Raw genomic sequence first — 14,655 nt, 5'->3', positions numbered from 1 at the left:
AGACAGAGAACCTGTGTCGCGCACTATTAATTATTCATTATTAACTATTAATTGCCTTTAAAGCCCTTCCACACCGCTCAGAGTAGATTCTTCCGGGTAGCGAATTTCGAAGCCTTGTTTGAAACTTTCTTCCCCCCCGGCGGGCAAGGTGAACTGCCAGCGTTGCAGCCCTTTCACATCATCCACATCGCGAGCATCTGCGGCCTTGCCCTTGGCCGTGACGGTAATATCCTCGTTGCCGGCCACCGGCAGGCGATCCAGCAGATTCACCGTCACCGCCTTGTCGTAATGGGACGTCAGAGTGATGTTCTTCAGTGCAGAAAGGGTATTCTCCTTGCTGATCAGGCCGACCTCTCCTTGCTGTGATGGTTCGCGAACCACCTCAATCTGCAGACGCGGGTCATCGCCGAAACTCATCTTCACCTGCTCGCCCTGCTTGATGCTGTCGCCGCGATGGTAACGGGCCAGCCACTGACCATCCCGCAACAGAGTGACGCGCCCCGCCAGCCAGGGCAGCGCGCTGGTATTCTTCCATTCCCCCACCAGCAACACCGCCGGCTGCTGCCAGAGATAACTTTCGCGGCTGAGCGTCACCGGCAGTTCAGCCTGCTGATAGGGCACCCGGGCACTGGCGCTACCACTGGCCAGAGACAGCGGAGACGAAAGCGGCACGCGCATATCAAAACCGTGAGCCACCGGAGCAGCCACCGGCATCGCCTGCACGCGCTCAGCCATATCGGCTTCGAAGGCGGCCGGTTCCGCCATCACGCTGCGCAGGGACTGTTTACGCATTTCCGGTTGCGGCGTCGCCAGACGCACAATCCAGGGCTGCGGATCCGGCAGGTGACGGTAACCGGCCGGCACCAGCCCCAGGGTGGCACTGACATTCTGCCAGTCCTCGCCGGTGCGGTTATGAATCAGGGCAATACCGGTAACGGCTACCGTTTCACTGCCGCTATCCAGATCGACCCGCAATTGATTCTGCCAGCCGGCCTGGCCGGTAAAATACTGCAATTCAACCTGCGCGGTAGCCGACGTTTCGGCACCAACTGTGAGCACCAGCTCGCGGCTGCGAGTCTGACCCTGTCCCAGCTGCTGGCGCTCCTGTCGCAGAGCCTCCAGCTTGCGTTGCTGTTCTTCCCGGGTCACCACACGCTGATTAATCGCCGCCTGCCGTTGCGCCACCGCCTTGCCAATGGACGCCCAGGCACTGGCCCATTTTTCCACCGGCACCTGGGCAAACACGGCCTCACCTTGTGGCGCTTGCCCCATCAGCGATTGCAGATGATTAATCTGCTGCTGGTCCAGGCTGTCTGCTGCCCGGGCGGCGGCCATGGCCTGCTCCAGTTCGAGAATCGCCGCATCCAGCTCGGCACGACGGGCCGAGACATCGCCCTCAGCAATGGCAAATCCTTGCCGCATCCCCAGCAACTCGGCACCTTTCACCGCCACCTGCAGACTATCCAGATCCAGCTCCGGCAACCCTTTCACCACCAGCTGGTGCTCACCGGCGGGCAAGGCCTGAGAGAAAGTACGACTGAGATGAGCCTGGGCGGGAAACAACACCGCCTTGCTCACCGGAGCGGTGACAGCAAAGTCAGCGGCAAACAGGGGAATCGGGATCAGGGCACAGGCAAGCAGTAACGAACGTTTCATTAATAAGGCCTTTCCGTTGGGCGATGCCTGTTAGTACCGCAGGTATGCGAAAGGTTCAAGCGGGCAAACCCTGACATCGGCCAAGAGGCGATTTACGAGCGATAAGACCTCTGAAAAAAAACCAACATTGGTAATATCTGTGGGAAGTGATGCTCGCATCACGAATAACGGTGGAAAGCTAAAGCGCCTTCGCGATGCAAGCATCGCTTCCCACAGTAGCATCGCCGTCTTCAGGAAATGCAAAGTTCAAGCGCGGCTTTACCCGTTAACGCAAAGAGGCCGCGTCCAGAGTGTAGTGTGGGCGCGGCCTCTTTGTCTCAATGTGGTAACACTTAGCCCGCGCTTTTCAACTTTGAACTTTGAACTTTTCACTCAACCCGTCCAGCGCCGCAATCAGCGCCTGGTTCTGTTCTGGCGTGCCCACAGTGATACGCAGGTAATCGGCGATGCGCTCGGGTTTGCCAAAATGGCGCACGATAATGCCTTGCTCGCGCAGCCCTTGGGCCAGTTCAGCACCACTATGCTTCTCGTGGCGGGTAAAGAGAAAGTTGGCCGCCGAGGGCAAACTCTCAAAGCCACGCTGCGCCAGCTGTTCATTGAGCCACTCGCGCTGGCCAATCACCTGCTCACAACCTTTTTCAAACCACACCTGATCCTCAAACGCGGCCACGCCGGCGGCAATGGCCAGGCGATCCAGCGGATAGGAATTGAAGCTATCCTTGATGCGATTCAATCCGTCAATCAACGCTTCATCACCCACAGCCAACCCGATACGCAAACCGGCCAGGGAACGGGATTTTGACAGGGTCTGGGTAACCAGTAGATTCGGGTAGCGGTTTACCAGCGCAATTGCCGTGGCATCGCCTTGCCCCGGATTGCCGGCAAAATCGATGTACGCCTCATCGATCACCACCAGGGTTTCCGTATTGATCTGTAACAGGCGCTCAATCTCACTCAGCGGCAACAGCTTGCCGGTGGGCGCATTGGGATTGGGAAAAATAATACCACCGTTGGCGCGCGGCTTGTCGCCCTCAAGATAATCATCCACCGCAATGCCCAGCGCATCATCGAGCGGCACTGGCTGATAGTCGATCTGATACAGGCCGCAATACACCTTGTAGAAACTGTAGGTGATATCCGGAAACAACAGCGGCTCATCCTGTTTAAAAAACGCCATAAACAGGTGCGCCAGCACTTCGTCGGAGCCATTGCCAACAAACACCTGGGAACGCTTGATCCCGTAGCCTTGATTGGAATAGTAATCGGCGATGGCCTGCTTGAGCTGGCTGCTGTCCGGGTCTGGATACAACCGCAGCCGATCATCCGCTTCAGCGCGGATCGCCTCGATCACTTTCGGCGACGGCCCCAGCGGATGCTCATTGGTGTTCAGCTTTACCAGCTTGTCCATCTTGGGCTGCTCGCCGGGCACATAAGGCTCCAGCCCATGAACGAAGTCGCTCCAGTATTTACTCATAAGTTCTCCGCCGGAAGCCTGACGCCAAACGCCGGACAAAGAAGCCGCACGTCAGGCGTCTGGCGTCTGGCATCTAGCGTTTAATTCTATATTCCGCACTGCGGGCGTGGGCCGTCAGGCTTTCGCCGCGCGCCAGCGGCGAGGCGATTTTTGCCAGGGTGCTGGCCCCTTCCGGGGAGCAACCAATCAGCGAGCTGCGCTTCTGGAAATCGTACACGCCCAGCGGCGAGGAGAAACGCGCGGTGGCGCTGGTGGGCAGCACATGATTCGGCCCGGCACAGTAATCGCCCAGTGCTTCCGGGGTGTGGCGCCCCAGAAAAATGGCACCGGCATGACGAATTTTTTTCGCCCACTGCTCCGCATCATCAATGGATAATTCCAAATGCTCGGAGGCAATGCGGTTGGCAATGTCGATGGCCTGATCCAAATCCTGCACCTGGATCAACGCGCCCCGGTGCTTCATGGACGTGCGAATAATGGTTTCACGCTCCAGAGTCGCCGCCAGCGTTTCCATGGATTCAGCCACCTGTTGCAAGAACGCCGCATCCGGGGACACCAGAATCGCCTGGGCTTCTTCGTCGTGCTCTGCCTGGGAAAACAGATCCATGGCGATCCAGTCCGGGTCGGTCTTTCCGTCGCAAACCACCAGAATCTCCGACGGGCCGGCAATCATGTCGATACCGACTTTGCCGAACACCTGCCGCTTGGCTTCGGCCACATAGATATTGCCGGGGCCAACGATCTTGTCCACCGCCGGCACGGTTTCCGTGCCATAGGCCAACGCGGCCACCGCCTGCCCGCCGCCGAGGGTAAAGAGTTTGTCGACACCGGCTATGGCCGCGGCCGCCAGCACCATGTCATTGATGATGCCGTCCGGGGCAGGCGAGACCATGATGATTTCGCCCACGCCGGCCACTTTTGCCGGCAGCGCATTCATCAATACGGAACTCGGGTACGCCGCTTTGCCACCGGGTACATAAATGCCTGCGCGATCCAGCGGCGTCACCTGCTGGCCCAGCAAGGTGCCATCGGCTTCGCGGTAGTGCCAGGAATCCTGCTTCTGCTTTTCATGGTAACGACGCACGCGATCGGCGGCGGCTTCCAGGGCCTCACGTTGCTCGGCAGGAATGCGCGCCAGCGCGGCCTGCAACTGGGCGTGATCCACCACCAGCTCATCCATGCTCGCGACGTCACGACGATCAAAACGGTTGGTGTATTCCACCAGCGCCGCATCGCCACGCTTGGCCACATCCTTGAGGATGCCACGCACACGATCCGCCACTTCTTCGTCGCGCTCTTCCGACCAGGCGGTTAGCGCGGCGAGCTTGGCATCAAAATCAGCGTCTTGGGCATTCAGCCAGGTGGTTTCCATGATCTCTCTCGTTCAACGCAACAGACCCGCACACCTTCAGCAACCCGCGTGACCGCGTGAAGCCTGTTGCATGCAAGCGTTAACTTAATCCGCTTTTAACCCGCTTCGCGGGACGCCACAGCTTCGGTCAACTTGTCCAGGATCGTCTGGATATCACTGTGACGGGTCTTCATGCTGGCCCGATTGACGATCACACGGGTAGAAATGTGGGCGATCAGCTCGGTGGGCTCCAGGCCGTTGGCGCGCAGGGTATTGCCGGTATCGACGATATCCACGATGCGGTCCGCCAGCCCCACCAGCGGGGCCAGTTCCATGGCGCCGTATAGCTTGATCACTTCTGCCTGCTTGCCCTGCTGGGCGTAGTAGGCCTTGGCCACATTCACAAACTTGGTGGCCACTCGCAGGCGGCTGCCGGTTTCCGGGGCATCCTTCATGGCCGCCACCATCAGTTTGCAACGGGCAATGTCCAGATCCACCGGTTCAAAGACCCCGTCACCGCCGTGCTCCATAAGCACGTCTTTGCCGGCCACACCGATATCCGCCGCGCCATGCTGCACATAGGGCGGCACGTCCGTGGCGCGGATGATGATGATTTTCACATCGTCACGGGTGGTGTCGAAAATCAGTTTGCGTGAGGCCGCCGGGTCTTCCAGCAGCTCAATGCCTGCGGCTTTCAGCAGCGGCAGGGTTTCCTTGAGAATGCGCCCTTTGGAGAGGGCGATGGTCAATGGCTTGCTCATCACAGATCCCGATCCGATCAGCGTGGTACGCGACGGATGATCGCGCCCAGCGATTGCAGTTTCTCTTCGATGCACTCGTAACCGCGATCAATATGGTAGATGCGATCCACGGTGGTCTCACCGGACGCCGCCAGCGCGGCGATCACCAATGAAGCCGACGCGCGCAGGTCCGTGGCCATCACCGGTGCGCCGGTGAGTTGCTCGACACCACGGCAGATGGCGGTGTTGCCTTGCACCTCGATGTCCGCACCCATGCGGTTCATTTCCTGCACGTGCATAAAACGGTTTTCGAAAATGGTTTCGACAATGGTGCTGGTGCCTTCGGCCACCAAATTCAGGGCCATGAACTGGGCCTGCATATCCGTGGGCATGGCCGGGTACGGCGCGGTGCGCAAGGACACGGCCTTCGGACGGCGCCCTTCCATGTCCAGCTCGATCCAGTCGTCACCGACGGTGATTTTCGCTCCGGCTTCTTCCAGCTTCTGCAGCACCGCATCGAGAATGCCAGGCACGGTGTCCTTGGTCTTGATGCGGCCACCGGTAATGGCGGCGGCAATCAGGTAGGTGCCGGTTTCGATCCGGTCAGCAACGACCTGATGGTGGCAACCGGTAAGGCGCTCAACCCCTTCAATGACAATAGTGTCGGTGCCGGCACCGCTGATCTTGCCGCCCATGGCATTGATGAAATCGGCCAGATCCACCACTTCCGGCTCACGGGCGGCGTTTTCCAGGTAGGTGGTGCCGTCGGCCAGCGCCGCCGCCATCATCAGGTTTTCGGTACCGGTCACAGTGACCACATCCATAACGATGCGAGCGCCCTTCAAGCGGCCATCCACACTGGCATTCACATAGCCATTGGCCACTTCGATCTCGGCACCCATGGCTTCCAGGCCACGCAGGTGAATATCCACCGGCCGCGAGCCAATGGCACAACCGCCGGGCAAGGAAACCGACGCCTTGCCGAAATGCGCGACCATGGGGCCCAGCACCAGGATCGACGCGCGCATGGTTTTCACCAGCTCGTAGGGGGCGGTCAGCTCCTTGATGGTGGTGGCATTCACTTCCACATTCATGCGGTCATCGATCACCACATGGACACCCATCCGGCCGAGCAATTCGATCAGGGTGGTCACGTCCTGCAGGTGCGGCAGATTCCCCACCGTCACCGGCTCATCAGCCAGCAGCGTGGCGGCCAGAATCGGCAATGCCGCATTCTTGGCCCCGGAAATACGAATGTCGCCGTCCAGCCGCTGGCCGCCGGTGATGATCAATTTATCCATGAACAATCTCTAGATGGTTGCGTTCTTCCAACCCGATTTCGGCCTGGGGCCGGGGTCAGGACAGGCCCTGATTCTGGGCTTTTTCCCACTCCGCCGGAGTAAAGGCAATAATCTGCACGGCATGGATGGTGTTGCTTTTGATCTGCTCGTCGATGGTGGCATACACCAGCTGCTGGCGTTTCACCGGCATCAGGCCGGCAAAGGCCTCTGACACCACACGAATCTGGAACCGGTCACCGCCGCCTTCCACTGCCACATCGGCATTGTCAAAACCGGCATCAACCAATGCCTGAACTTCTTCCGGATTCATCTTTGCTCCTCATCAGGGCCTTGGTCAGGCCCAAACAGCACTGGAGCGGCCTGCAGCCGCTCCATCAAATCGTCATCAAGGGCGTAATAATACGCGAGCACGCTGCCCCTTACCACGGCAGGCGGGTTCACTCGCCCTGTTTGGCCTCGTCGATGCCGGCATCGATCTTGGCATCCGCAGACCAGTTATCGATCACCTTGTCGATATCGTTGTACTGCTGCATCCCCTGAGCGAACTGGCTCTTGAAGGTATCGCGCAGATCCAGGCCATTCACATACACATTGATCACTTTCCACTGATCATCACGCAGGAACAGGGTGTAGTAGATCGGCACCACTTGCCCGGAGTTGGTTTTTACCTCCATGCGCACCCGTGCATAGTCGCCTTTACGGTCACCCTCCTGCATGGGCAGGGTTTCGATTTTCTGTCCGTCATACAGGGTAATGCCGGAGGCATAGGTGTTGATCAGGCTGTTTTTGAACACATCCAGAAAACGGTATTTCTGCTCCTTGCTGGACGGGCCAAAGTAGTCGCCCATGACCATGCGAGTGATGCGCTTGAAATCCACCAGGTCAGCCAGCTCTTCACGGACCAGCGCCTTGGCCTTGTCCGGATCCGCCTTGAGCGCCTCGCGCTCCGCCTCGATGCGGGATGTCATGCGCTCCACGGCGTCCGACACCACCTGGCGCGGGTCACTCTCGGCATGGGCCAATGTGGCCATGCCTGCCAGCAGCAGCACCAGGCCGGCGTGCAGCCACGTTCGAATATACCGTTGCAAATGCATAGATTACTCCCTGTTAGTCTCCGGCGGTTTTACGGTGTTCTTTACCCCCTGTCCAGTCATCAACAGCGGCAACATCGTGAACCTTGATTGTTTTATTGGAGTCACAGAGTTCGATACGGTTCCCGCGCGGAAGGCCGGGTTACCGATTACGGGTCAACGTGAAGGGGGCAACCGGTGTATAATCGCCGCCAACGCCAAGGAGAACGCATGAGTCACGACCATATCAGCGTCGGTCAACGGGTACTGGATATCGAAGCCCGGGCCGTGGATGCCCTTAAAGACAGCCTGGACGCCAGCTTTTCTGCTGCCTGCGATCTGATGCTGAATGCCAAAGGCCGCGTGATCGTCACCGGCATGGGTAAGAGCGGGCATGTGGGCAGCAAACTGGCGGCCACCCTGGCCAGCACCGGCACCCCCTCTTTCTTTGTGCATCCCGGTGAAGCCTCCCATGGCGACCTGGGCATGATTACCCCGGACGATGTGGTACTGGCACTCTCCAATTCCGGCGAAACCGCCGAGGTGCTGGCCATTCTCCCGGTGATCAAACGCAAAGGCACCGGCCTGGTCGGCATGACCGGCCGGCCGCAATCCGCGCTGGCCCAACTCTCCGACGTGCACCTGACCGTGGCCGTGGCGGAAGAGGCCTGCCCTCATAACCTGGCGCCCACCTCGTCCACTACTGCCGCCCTGGCCATGGGCGACGCCCTGGCCATCGCCCTGCTGGAAGCCCGCGGCTTCACTCCGGAAGATTTTGCCCTCAGCCATCCCGGTGGCAGCCTGGGCCGCCGCCTGCTGCTAAAAGTGGATGACATCATGCACGCCGGCGAACAGCTTCCCGTGGTCAGCGCGGACACGTCACTCAGCGAAGCCCTGCTGGAAATGACCCATAAGGGCCTGGGCATGACCGCCGTCACTCACGACGACGGCACCCTGGCCGGCATCTTTACGGATGGGGATCTGCGCCGCATATTCGACCGTGACATTGATATCCGCAAAGCCACCATTGCCGAGGTCATGGTCACCGACCCGATCACCATCGCCCAGGGCCATCTGGCGGCAGAAGCGCTGCAGATCATGGAAACCCGCAAAATCAACGGCCTGATGGTTTGCGATGATGCAGGCAAACCCCTCGGCGCCTTCAACATGCAGGACCTGCTACGCGCAGGAGTGGTATAAATGCCCATGCAATTTTCCTCCGTTGATGCCCAGAACCTGCGCCTGATGGCGTTTGACGTGGACGGCGTAATGACCGACGGCCGCCTGCTGTTCGGCCCCCAGGGCGAAGAACTGAAAGTCTTCAACACCCTGGACGGCCACGGTCTGAAAAAGCTGGCCGCCAGCGGCGTGACCCTGGCCATCATCACCGGGCGCAACTCCCCCATGGTGGCCAAACGCGCGGCAGACCTGGGCATTGAACATGTCATCCAGGGTCGCGAAGACAAAGGGGTGGCACTGGAAGCGCTGGCTGAATCACTGAGCATCGCCGCCCATGAAACCGGTTATGCCGGCGACGACGAACCCGATGTGAGCGCCCTGCTCTGGGCCCGGCTCAGCTTTGCCCCGGCCAACGCCCACGACTGCGCCAAGACCGCCGCCGATCACGTTACCGAACGCCGCGGTGGTGAAGGCGCAGTACGGGAAATCTGCGATGCCATTCTCGCCCTGCGGAGCCAGGCATGAAACGACAGGGACTACTCAGCGCCACCGGCATTCTGATGCTGGGGCTGGTCATGCTGATGACGCTCCACGAGTGGGACAGCACCCTGCCCGGCCAGGACAACGCCGTAATGATGGCGCCGGCCATTATTGCCGACGACGTGACCGCCCGCGCCTTCAGCGAAAAAGACGGCACCCTGCAATATCACCTGACCGCCGACAACCTGGTGCAGTTTGACCACAATCCCCTCACCGAAATGGAAGCGCCGGTGCTGGTCATGGCGAACGACAAGGGCAGCTGGACCATCACCAGCGAGCAAGGCACCGTGGAAGACAATGGCGACCTGATCACTTTTCTCGGCAAGGTCAATGTGGACAACCCCACCCAGAAAGTGAACCTGGACACCGACGAACTGCGCTTCAACAGCGACACCAATATCGCCACCACCCCCGGCGATGTGGAAATGACATTCGACTCCGGCCAGACTCGTGCCGGCGCCCTGGAAGCCGATCTCGACAAGGGCATTCTGAACCTGAAACAAGGAGTAAAGAGTGAGTTTGAAGCACCGGCTTCATAGCACCCGCCGCCTCGCCGCACTGGCATTGCTGGCGACATTGCCCCTGGCCGTTCAGGCCGCCCCCATGGAAGGCCCCATCCAGGTCACGGCAGACAGTGGCCGCTTCGAACAGGATGCGGGCAGCGGCCTGTACCGGGGCAACGTGGAACTGATTCAGGGCAAGCGCAAACTGTTTGCTGACGAAATGCGCCTGTTCACCAAAAATGGCGACCTGGTCCGGGTGGAAGCCACCGGCTCCCCCGTGCGCATGGAGGAAGGCGAGGGGCTGAATGCCCACGCCGAAAACCTGGTATACGACATTAACGCGCGCACTCTGGTCCTCACCGGCGACGCTTACATCGAGCATCAGGGCAATACATTTGAAGGCGCCAAGGTGGAATACAGCCTGGACTCCAAACGTGTGGACGCCAGCAGTGAAGGCGACCAGCGCGTTCGCCTGGTGATCCCGGCCGAGAATCAGACCAACGCCACCCGCAACGACGACGATGCTGCCGGTGACGAAGACACCAGCAACTCAAACGACACCCCCGGTGACGGTAACGACACCGCCTCACCCGACGCGGAGCCCAGCACACCATGAGCCACTTACGCGCCCACCACCTGGCAAAAAGCTACAAGGGCCGCCGGGTCATCGAGGATGTCTCCCTGGACGTGGAAGCCGGCCAGATTGTCGGCCTGCTGGGCCCCAACGGCGCCGGCAAGACCACCTGCTTCTACATGATTGTCGGGCTGGTGGAAGCCGATGCCGGCCGCATTGAGATCAATGACAGCGACATCACCCACCTGCCCATGCACGGTCGCGCCCAGCGCGGGATTGGCTACCTGCCCCAGGAGGCCAGCATCTTCCGTCGCCTGACGGTGGAAGAGAACATCATGGCGATTCTGGAAACCCGCAAGGAGCTGAGCAAGGCAGAGCGCCACGAGCGCATGGAGAGCCTGCTCAAGGAATTCCACATCGGCCACATTCGCGATTCGCTGGGGATGAGCCTGTCCGGCGGCGAGCGGCGCCGGGCGGAGATTGCCCGTGGCCTGGCCACCGACCCGGACTTTATCCTGCTGGACGAACCCTTCGCCGGGGTGGATCCGATCTCGGTGAACGACATCAAGGGCATTATCCGCCACCTGAAAGACCGCGGCATTGGCGTCCTGATCACTGACCACAATGTGCGTGAAACGCTGGATATCTGCGACACCGCCTATATCGTCAGCGCCGGCCACATCATTGCCTCCGGCGATGCGGACATCATCCTCGCCAACCAGCAGGTGCGGGATGTGTACCTGGGCGCCGACTTCAGGCTCTAAACAGACTGCCAGCGACGCCGTGAAAGCACGGACCGGCCTGAAAGCAAGGCAGCCGCGCCCAATGCCTGGACGCGGCTGCCTGCTGGCACACTCCCATTGCTGCTCGCCTCGCCACCAACGGCCCACTATCTACCGCCAACGTCACTCACCTAGCACACAAAGGCCAGTGGCACAATTCTTGCTTGTTGTGTGATCAGCTTGGTATTCTCGTGTTTTGGGGATCCGCAGAATACCGAGCAGTATGAAGCCCACACTACAACTACAAATTGGCCAGCAGCTCACCATGACGCCGCAGCTGCAGCAGGCCATCCGCCTCTTGCAGCTGTCCACGCTGGACCTGCGCCAGGAAATCCAGCAGGCCGTGGAGAGCAACCCTCTACTGGAACTGGCCGACGATTTCGGTGACGACAGCCTGCCCGAACATGACGAAGAACGTCAGGACGAGGAGCTGGACACCGAGCGTGACGACGCCCTGGAAGAACTGGTGCAGGACGAACCCGGCGCAGAAACCGAGTGGGACGATGTCTATTCCGGCCAGACCAGCAGCGCCACCGCCTCCCTCCCCGACGATGCAGACGAATGGCAGCAACGCCACGCGGTCTCCGGCAATCTTCAGGACCACCTGCTCTGGCAGCTGAATCTGACGCCCATGAGCGATGTGGACCGCATTATCGCCATGACAATCATTGAATCCCTGGACGACCGCGGCTACATCACCGTGCCCCTGGATGACATCGTCGACATGGTGAACGCCCAGCCGGAGCTGCTCACCGAAGGCGATGAACTGGAGCGCGACGAAGTGCTTGCCGTGCAGCACCGTCTGCAGCAATTCGACCCCGTCGGCGTAGCCAGCATTGATCTGGCGGACTGCCTGGGCGTGCAACTGCGCCAACTGCCCGCCGATACCGCCCTGCGCGACGAAGCCTGCGCCCTGCTGGCTCATCTGGACCTGCTGGAAAAACATGACTACGCCGCCCTGCGTCGCACCCTGCAGACCAGCGAAGACGTCCTGCTGGAGGCCCTGTCCCTGCTACGCACCCTGGACCCGGCCCCCGGCGAGCAGATCGGCGAGCCCCAGGTGGACTACGCCGTTCCCGACGTGATCGTCCGTCAGCATCAGGGCCGCTGGCAGGTCAGCCTCAACGACGACGTGCTCCCCCGGGTCAACCTGCAGCAGCAATACGCCAACATCGCCCGCAACACCAGCGGCGAAGACGGCCAATATCTGCGCAATTGCGTTCAGGAAGCCAAATGGTTCATCAAGAGCCTGCAGAGCCGCCACGACACCCTGCTCAAGGTAGCCACCCGTATTGTCGATGTGCAGCAGGGGTTCTTCGATTATGGCGATGAGGCCATGAAACCCCTGGTTCTGGCGGATATTGCCGATGCCGTTGAGATGCACGAATCGACCATCAGTCGGGTCACCAACCAGAAATACATGATGACACCCCGCGGTGTCTTTGAGCTGAAATATTTCTTTTCCAGTCACGTGAGAACAGACGGCGGCGGTGAGTGTTCCTCCACCGCTATTCGTGCCATTATTAAGAAGCTGGTCGCTGCCGAGAATCCCCGCAAGCCGCTCAGCGATAACAAGCTGGCCAGCTTGCTGAATGAGCAGGGAATCAATGTAGCGCGCCGGACCGTCGCCAAATACAGAGAGGCGATGCGAATACCGTCTTCCAGCGCCCGCAAGCGTTTGGTGTAGGGCGCCAGGACGGATCCCAAACAGGTAAAGGAGCCAGCCATGCAAATTAATATCAGCGGTCATCACCTGGATATTACCGATGCCTTGCGTGCCTATGTGGGTGATAAGTTCTCCCGCCTGGAGCGCCACTTCGATCAAATTACCAGCGTCCAGGTCATTCTCTCTCCGGAACCGAAAACCCATAAAGCTGAATCCACAATCCATATTTCCGGGGCCGATGTCTTCGCCACCGCTGAGGCCGGAGACATGTATGCAGCGATCGACAAGCTGACGGACAAGCTGGACCGCCAGATTCTCAAACACAAGGAAAAGGCCGTCAGCCACAAGCACGGTCACTAACCCAAAGCGACAATTATGCGAGTTCGCGAACTACTGACTCTGGCCCGCACCCATCATGGCGTGCAGGCCAGCAGCAAGAAACAACTGCTGGATCAGGTTGCACAGCTGGCCGCGGCCAGCTGTGACAGCCTCAATGAACAGGAGGTCTTCGATGCTTTGGTCGCCCGGGAAAAACTGGGTTCCACAGGCATTGGTGAAGGCATTGCCATTCCCCACTGCCGGCTCGGACATTGCCAGCAAGCAGTAGGCCTGTTGTTGAAACTGGAAAGCCCCATCGATTTCGACGCCGTTGACGGGCACCCCGTGGACCTGGTGTTTGTATTGCTGGTCCCCCAGGACAACCCGGAACAGCACCTCAAGACACTCAGCCACCTGGCATCCCTGTTCAACGACGACAGCTACCGTGCGGAACTGCGCCACAGCACCGATAACCAACACCTCTATCAAACGGCCGTAGAGTCCGAAGCGGAGTTGCGACTGGCATCATGAAGGAACGCAACAAGCTTTCACGCATCATGCAACACGCCCCAAACGCCCCCTTGTCTATCGATCTTGCGTGCCAGCGTGCTACGTGTGGCGTGCCAGCGGTGCAATCATGAAACTCACCATTATTAGTGGCCGCTCCGGGTCCGGGAAAACCACCGCGCTGCAAGCGCTGGAGGACCAGGGATTTTATTGTGTCGACAACCTGCCCGCCGGCATGCTGCCGACACTGGCGAAACAGCTCAGCGAGGGCGAGCCCCCGATTGAGCGGGTCGCTGTGGGCATTGATGCCCGCAACCTCCCCGCCCAGCTACTGGCTTTCGACAACATCCTTGAAGCCTTGAACGAACAACAGGTGGGCAGTGAAATCATCTACCTGGACGCGGATGACCACACCCTGCAGACCCGCTTCAGCGCCACCCGTCGCCGTCACCCGCTGGGCACCGGCGAGCGCTCACTGGCCGACGCCATCGGCCATGAACGGGAACTGCTGGCCAACATCCGCCAGCGCGCCGATCTGGTCATCGACAGTAGCAACCACGACGTGCACACCCTGCGCAACCTGATGCGCGAACGGGTGGCTCGCCGTGAAGCCGCCCTGTCGCTACAGCTGGAATCCTTCGGCTTCAAGAATGGCCTGCCCACCGACGCGGACCTGGTGTTCGACGTACGGGTATTGCCCAACCCGCACTGGCATGCAGACCTGCGCCCCTTTACCGGCAAGGATGACTGCATCATCGATTTCCTCAGCCAGCATCAGGCCAGTCACGACATGCTCAAGGACATCGGCGATTTCGTGGCGCGCTGGTTACCGGCGTTTGCCCACAGCGATCGCAGCTACGTGACAGTCGCCATCGGCTGTACCGGCGGGCGCCATCGCTCAGTCTTTATCACCGAACAGCTGGCATGGACTCTGCGCGCCAAAGGCATTGCCCTTCAGGTTCGCCACCGGGAACTGCCCAGAGAGCAATAACGC

General features: G+C 60.0%; 16 protein-coding genes. 9 read left to right on the top strand and 7 right to left on the bottom strand.

Going from position 1 to position 14,655, the window contains the following annotated elements:
• Nucleotides 1-57 precede the first annotated feature (57 nt).
• From ADG881_RS14610 to ADG881_RS14580, 7 genes are all read right to left on the bottom strand, one after another.
• Nucleotides 58-1,656, bottom strand: a complete 1,599-nt coding sequence (locus ADG881_RS14610) for a DUF4139 domain-containing protein (protein WP_007149833.1) — start codon at nucleotides 1,654-1,656, stop codon at nucleotides 58-60.
• 346 nt (nucleotides 1,657-2,002) lie between these two features.
• Nucleotides 2,003-3,130 carry a histidinol-phosphate transaminase gene (hisC, locus tag ADG881_RS14605; RefSeq protein ID WP_007151343.1) on the bottom strand — a complete coding sequence of 376 codons (1,128 nt, stop codon included), beginning with the start codon at nucleotides 3,128-3,130 and terminating at the stop codon, nucleotides 2,003-2,005.
• 73 nt (nucleotides 3,131-3,203) lie between these two features.
• Nucleotides 3,204-4,502, bottom strand: coding sequence for a histidinol dehydrogenase (gene hisD, locus ADG881_RS14600; RefSeq protein ID WP_007149992.1), 1,299 nt, complete (start codon nucleotides 4,500-4,502; stop codon nucleotides 3,204-3,206).
• Between the two features lie 95 nt (nucleotides 4,503-4,597).
• The gene (gene hisG, locus ADG881_RS14595) at nucleotides 4,598-5,242 is read right to left on the bottom strand and encodes an ATP phosphoribosyltransferase (RefSeq protein ID WP_007148794.1); all 645 of its coding nucleotides are present in this window, start codon (nucleotides 5,240-5,242) and stop codon (nucleotides 4,598-4,600) included.
• Nucleotides 5,243-5,259: 17 nt separating this feature from the next.
• The gene (murA, locus tag ADG881_RS14590; protein ID WP_007149428.1) at nucleotides 5,260-6,522 is read right to left on the bottom strand and encodes a UDP-N-acetylglucosamine 1-carboxyvinyltransferase; all 1,263 of its coding nucleotides are present in this window, start codon (nucleotides 6,520-6,522) and stop codon (nucleotides 5,260-5,262) included.
• A gap of 55 nt (nucleotides 6,523-6,577) precedes the next feature.
• On the bottom strand, nucleotides 6,578-6,832 hold the full coding sequence (locus tag ADG881_RS14585) for a BolA family protein (protein WP_007151304.1): 255 nt from the start codon (nucleotides 6,830-6,832) through the stop codon (nucleotides 6,578-6,580).
• A gap of 127 nt (nucleotides 6,833-6,959) precedes the next feature.
• On the bottom strand, nucleotides 6,960-7,616 hold the full coding sequence (locus tag ADG881_RS14580; protein ID WP_007148902.1) for a phospholipid-binding protein MlaC: 657 nt from the start codon (nucleotides 7,614-7,616) through the stop codon (nucleotides 6,960-6,962).
• 207 nt (nucleotides 7,617-7,823) lie between these two features.
• On the opposite strand from ADG881_RS14580, the gene ADG881_RS14575 reads away from it, so the two are divergent.
• The 9 genes from ADG881_RS14575 (at nucleotide 7,824) to rapZ (ending at nucleotide 14,652) form a co-directional block, all read left to right on the top strand.
• Entirely contained in the window at nucleotides 7,824-8,792 is a 969-nt protein-coding gene (locus ADG881_RS14575; RefSeq protein ID WP_007149484.1) for a KpsF/GutQ family sugar-phosphate isomerase, read from the top strand.
• Nucleotides 8,793-9,296, top strand: a complete 504-nt coding sequence (locus ADG881_RS14570; protein ID WP_039926890.1) for an HAD family hydrolase — start codon at nucleotides 8,793-8,795, stop codon at nucleotides 9,294-9,296.
• Complete coding sequence (gene lptC, locus ADG881_RS14565) at nucleotides 9,293-9,850, top strand: LPS export ABC transporter periplasmic protein LptC (protein ID WP_007149333.1); 558 nt, start codon at nucleotides 9,293-9,295, stop codon at nucleotides 9,848-9,850. The genes ADG881_RS14570 and lptC overlap by 4 nt, the downstream gene beginning before the upstream one ends.
• Complete coding sequence (gene lptA / locus ADG881_RS14560; protein WP_156790432.1) at nucleotides 9,825-10,430, top strand: lipopolysaccharide transport periplasmic protein LptA; 606 nt, start codon at nucleotides 9,825-9,827, stop codon at nucleotides 10,428-10,430. The genes lptC and lptA overlap by 26 nt, the downstream gene beginning before the upstream one ends.
• Nucleotides 10,427-11,152 carry an LPS export ABC transporter ATP-binding protein gene (gene lptB, locus ADG881_RS14555; RefSeq protein ID WP_007151483.1) on the top strand — a complete coding sequence of 242 codons (726 nt, stop codon included), beginning with the start codon at nucleotides 10,427-10,429 and terminating at the stop codon, nucleotides 11,150-11,152. The genes lptA and lptB overlap by 4 nt, the downstream gene beginning before the upstream one ends.
• Nucleotides 11,153-11,393: 241 nt before the next feature.
• The gene (locus ADG881_RS14550) at nucleotides 11,394-12,857 is read left to right on the top strand and encodes an RNA polymerase factor sigma-54 (RefSeq protein ID WP_007150048.1); all 1,464 of its coding nucleotides are present in this window, start codon (nucleotides 11,394-11,396) and stop codon (nucleotides 12,855-12,857) included.
• Nucleotides 12,858-12,896: 39 nt separating this feature from the next.
• The gene (gene hpf / locus ADG881_RS14545) at nucleotides 12,897-13,196 is read left to right on the top strand and encodes a ribosome hibernation-promoting factor, HPF/YfiA family (protein WP_007151194.1); all 300 of its coding nucleotides are present in this window, start codon (nucleotides 12,897-12,899) and stop codon (nucleotides 13,194-13,196) included.
• Nucleotides 13,197-13,211: 15 nt separating this feature from the next.
• Nucleotides 13,212-13,685, top strand: a complete 474-nt coding sequence (gene ptsN, locus ADG881_RS14540) for a PTS IIA-like nitrogen regulatory protein PtsN (protein ID WP_007151552.1) — start codon at nucleotides 13,212-13,214, stop codon at nucleotides 13,683-13,685.
• 106 nt (nucleotides 13,686-13,791) lie between these two features.
• Nucleotides 13,792-14,652 (top strand): RNase adapter RapZ, encoded by an 861-nt coding sequence (rapZ, locus tag ADG881_RS14535; protein ID WP_007151424.1) that lies wholly within the window; start codon nucleotides 13,792-13,794, stop codon nucleotides 14,650-14,652.
• Nucleotides 14,653-14,655: the final 3 nt, after the last annotated feature.

Source organism: Alcanivorax sp. DG881 (assembly GCF_000155615.1).
Lineage (GTDB): Bacteria > Pseudomonadota > Gammaproteobacteria > Pseudomonadales > Alcanivoracaceae > Alcanivorax.
This window is presented reverse-complemented; position numbering and strand designations above follow the sequence as displayed.